Origin of the sequence: Streptomyces sp. SID11385 (assembly GCF_010548245.1) — a bacterium.
GTDB lineage: Bacteria > Actinomycetota > Actinomycetes > Streptomycetales > Streptomycetaceae > Streptomyces.
The window spans coordinates 1-2803 of the sequence record NZ_JAAGLR010000131.1; the positions used below are offsets into that span (position 1 = coordinate 1).

5 protein-coding genes and 1 pseudogene are annotated in these 2803 nt (G+C 73.7%); 4 read left to right on the top strand and 2 right to left on the bottom strand.

Going from position 1 to position 2803, the window contains the following annotated elements; genetic code table 11:
* Both G3I42_RS04200 and G3I42_RS04205 read left to right on the top strand, forming a co-directional pair.
* A partial coding sequence (locus G3I42_RS04200) for a hypothetical protein (RefSeq protein ID WP_164282485.1) occupies positions 1 to 711 on the top strand: 711 nt, incomplete at its 5' end.
* A gap of 38 nt (positions 712 to 749) precedes the next feature.
* On the top strand, positions 750 to 1145 hold the full coding sequence (locus G3I42_RS04205) for a VOC family protein (RefSeq protein WP_164282486.1): 396 nt from the start codon (positions 750 to 752) through the stop codon (positions 1143 to 1145).
* Between the two features lie 24 nt (positions 1146 to 1169).
* On the opposite strand, the gene G3I42_RS04210 is transcribed toward G3I42_RS04205, so the two are convergent.
* Entirely contained in the window at positions 1170 to 1643 is a 474-nt protein-coding gene (locus tag G3I42_RS04210) for a hypothetical protein (protein ID WP_164282487.1), read from the bottom strand.
* 137 nt (positions 1644 to 1780) lie between these two features.
* Between G3I42_RS04210 and G3I42_RS37370 the strand changes: the two are divergent.
* Positions 1781 to 1897 (top strand): annotated as a pseudogene (locus tag G3I42_RS37370) (VOC family protein); the annotation flags it as partial.
* Between the two features lie 169 nt (positions 1898 to 2066).
* Here the strand turns inward: G3I42_RS37370 and G3I42_RS04220 are convergent.
* A complete protein-coding gene (locus tag G3I42_RS04220) occupies positions 2067 to 2576 on the bottom strand; it encodes a carboxymuconolactone decarboxylase family protein (protein ID WP_164282488.1) in 510 nt (169 codons plus the stop codon).
* 46 nt (positions 2577 to 2622) lie between these two features.
* Here G3I42_RS04220 and G3I42_RS04225 point away from each other — a divergent pair.
* Positions 2623 to 2803 (top strand): GntR family transcriptional regulator (locus G3I42_RS04225; protein ID WP_164282489.1); only part of this gene is annotated, 181 nt, incomplete at its 3' end.

A 2803-nucleotide genomic window follows, 5' to 3' on the forward strand; every position in this document is an offset into this window, starting at 1 on the left:
CTCACGCTGGCCGCGGCCGTCGTGGTCGCGGCCGGGGCCGTCGCGCTGACGTGGTCCCTGCTCGACTCCGGGGACGACGACGCCGAGGCGCGCAAGTCCGCCGGGGTGTCCGCCGCGCCGACCCCGGGCGAGGAGGGCGACCCCTCGGCCCCGGACCCCTCGTACGGGGACACGGCCGACGAGCCCTCCGACGGCCTGTCCGGCGAGGAGTCGGGCGAGCCCTCCGACGAGCCCTCGGCCGATCCCTCCGCGCTCCCCGACGGCTACGTCGCCACCGACGACCCGGCGGGGTACGCCCTCGCCGTGCCGGAGGACTGGGAGCGCAGCGAGAAGAACGGCAGCGTGTTCTACACCTCGTCCGACGAGCTGAGCCTCCTCCAGATCTTCGAGATCACCGACGCCGGTCTCACCCCGGAGGAGGCGGTGACCGGCGCCTCCAAGGACCTGCGCGGGCGCACCGAGCACTACGAACAGATCACGCTCGGCCCGGCCCGGAGCGGCCCGGAGAACCCGGAGGGGGACGCCGCCGAACTCGTCTACTCCTACGAGAGCGACAAGGTCGGCGGCACCCGGCTCGGCATCGAACGCGCCTTCACCGCCACGGACGGCAAGCGGTACGCGTTCCTCGCCGCCGCGCCCGACACGACGGAGAAGGCCCAGCGGGAGGTCCTGGAAACGGCGTTGGCCCACTTCGAGCCGCCCGGCGAGTGATCTACGCTGGGCCGCGTCCGCACACTCCGGGGGGAAGCATGACCAGCAGGTTCACCGAGTTGACCGTCGACTGCCACGACCCGGGAAGACTCGCCGAATTCTGGTGCGCGGTCCTGGACTTCGAGGTGATCGACCGGGACGAGGAGAAGGTCGAGATCGGCTCCTGGGTGCCGACCGCCGAGGAGATCCGGGCCCGGCAGATGCCGCCCACGCTGGTCTTCATCCGCGTACCCGAGGGCAAAACCGTCAAGAACCGGCTGCACCTCGACGTCAGCCCGGTCGACCGCACCACCGAGGCCGAGGTGACCCGCCTGCTCGCCCTCGGCGCCACCAGGGCGGACGTGGGCCAGGGCCCGGACCGCGGCTGGGTCGTCATGGCCGACCCGGAGGGCAACGAATTCGACGTCGTCCGCACCCTGGCCCCGCAGGACTAGCCACCGCACGCCGCCCCCGAAGGGCTAACCCGCCGCCCCCGGCACCCAGCCGCGTGCCGCCGCGACGTACGTGTAGACGGCCTCCCGCGAGCGGGTGCGGGGCTCCGCCAGCTCCTCGCGGGTACGGGCCAGGTCCATGCGGTCCGTGTCCTTCAGTGCCCGCCGTCCGGCCGCCGCCAACTCCTCCGATTCGGTGAGGAGTTCGGCGCGGAACATCGCTTCCAGAGCGACCGCCCGCAAGCGGGCCGCCTCGCGGCGGAGCGCCTCCGCGCCGGGCTCCTCGCGGTGCCGCGCGTACCAGTGGTCGAGCTGCCCCCTGCGGTAGTCGGCGAGCGCGCCCGCGAAGGAGCTGAACGCGGCGACGCGTTCCTGGCGCAGGCGCTCCTCGCGGGCCACCGCCTCGGCGCGCAGCGCGTTCCGGCGCTGGAAGACGTGGGTGAGGGCGGCCCCGAGGACGGTGCCCAGGACCGCCACCAGACTCGTCGCGACGGCTTCCACGCGGCCAGCGAACCAGCCGTCTCTCACCCCCGCGCAACCCCCGGGCCCACGCCGCCCCCGCTTGGGCCCACCCCCGCTGGGCCCGGCCCCCCCGTGCGGCCGGGCCCAGTAGATCCCGCCCGCCATGGTGTTCGTCCGAGGTGACCCGCCTGCTCGCCCTCGGCGCCACCCGAGGCCAGAGCCCGGACCGCGGCTGGGCCGTCATGGCCGACCCGGAGGGCGGCGCATGCGATGGCGTACGCACCCTGGCCCCGTACCGGTGGTCGCACCGCCCCCGCCCAGGCGGGAGCCCCGCGTTGCCCCCCTCCGAGGTGAGTGAGCACTCACCCACCTCGGAGGGGCCTCGCAGCCCGCACTCCGGAGCCCGTTCTCAGGTCCGCACGCCGGAGGCGCCTTCTCAGCCCCCCGCCCCGGACGCCCGTCTCAGGCCGCGTTGTCGCCCGGCGTGTAGTGGCCCGGGACGTTGCGGCACGTCACGCTGAGGCGGTTCCACGCGTTGATGACCGTGATCGCGCCGACGAGCCCGGCGAGTTCGCGCTCGTCGAAGACCGCCGCCGCCTTCTCCCAGACCTCGTCGGGGACGAAGCCGTCGGTGAGGACGGTGACCGCCTCGGTCAGTTCGATCGCGGCGATCTCGCGCGCCGTGTAGTAGTGCTTCGACTCCTCCCAGGCGCTCAGCTGCACGATCCGCTCGATCGTTTCGCCCGCCGCGAGCGCGTCCTTCGTGTGCATGTCGAGGCAGTACGCGCAGTGGTTGAGCTGCGAGGCGCGGATGCGGACCAGCTCGGCCAGTGCGGGCTCGACGCCGTCGTGCGAGGCGGTCTCCAGGCGGATCATCGCGCGGTAGAACTCGGGCGCGAGCTTCGCGAAGTTCAGGCGGGGGGTGTGCTCGGGGAGGCGGGTGGTGGCCTGGGTGTTCTCATTCGTCGTCATGCGTCCACCGTAGAAGCCCGGCGGCCCAGGAGTATGGTCCATTCCCGTGGCGAACGAGTGGGCCAATCAGGGCCTCGATCTGCATCTCGACACCGGCCCGGGCGCGCCGCGCGGCACCGTCCGGGCCCGGCTCATGGACGCGCTGCGCGAGGCGGTGCGGGGCGGGCGGCTCGCGCCCGGCACCCGGCTGCCCTCCTCGCGCCAGCTCGCGGCGGATCTCCACGTCG

Coding starts and splice junctions, on each gene's coding strand:
- G3I42_RS04205 (WP_164282486.1), top strand. CDS start 750: ATGACCAGCAGGTTCACCGAGTTGACCGTCGACTGCCACGACCCGGGA.
- G3I42_RS04220 (WP_164282488.1), bottom strand. CDS start 2,576: ATGACGACGAATGAGAACACCCAGGCCACCACCCGCCTCCCCGAGCAC.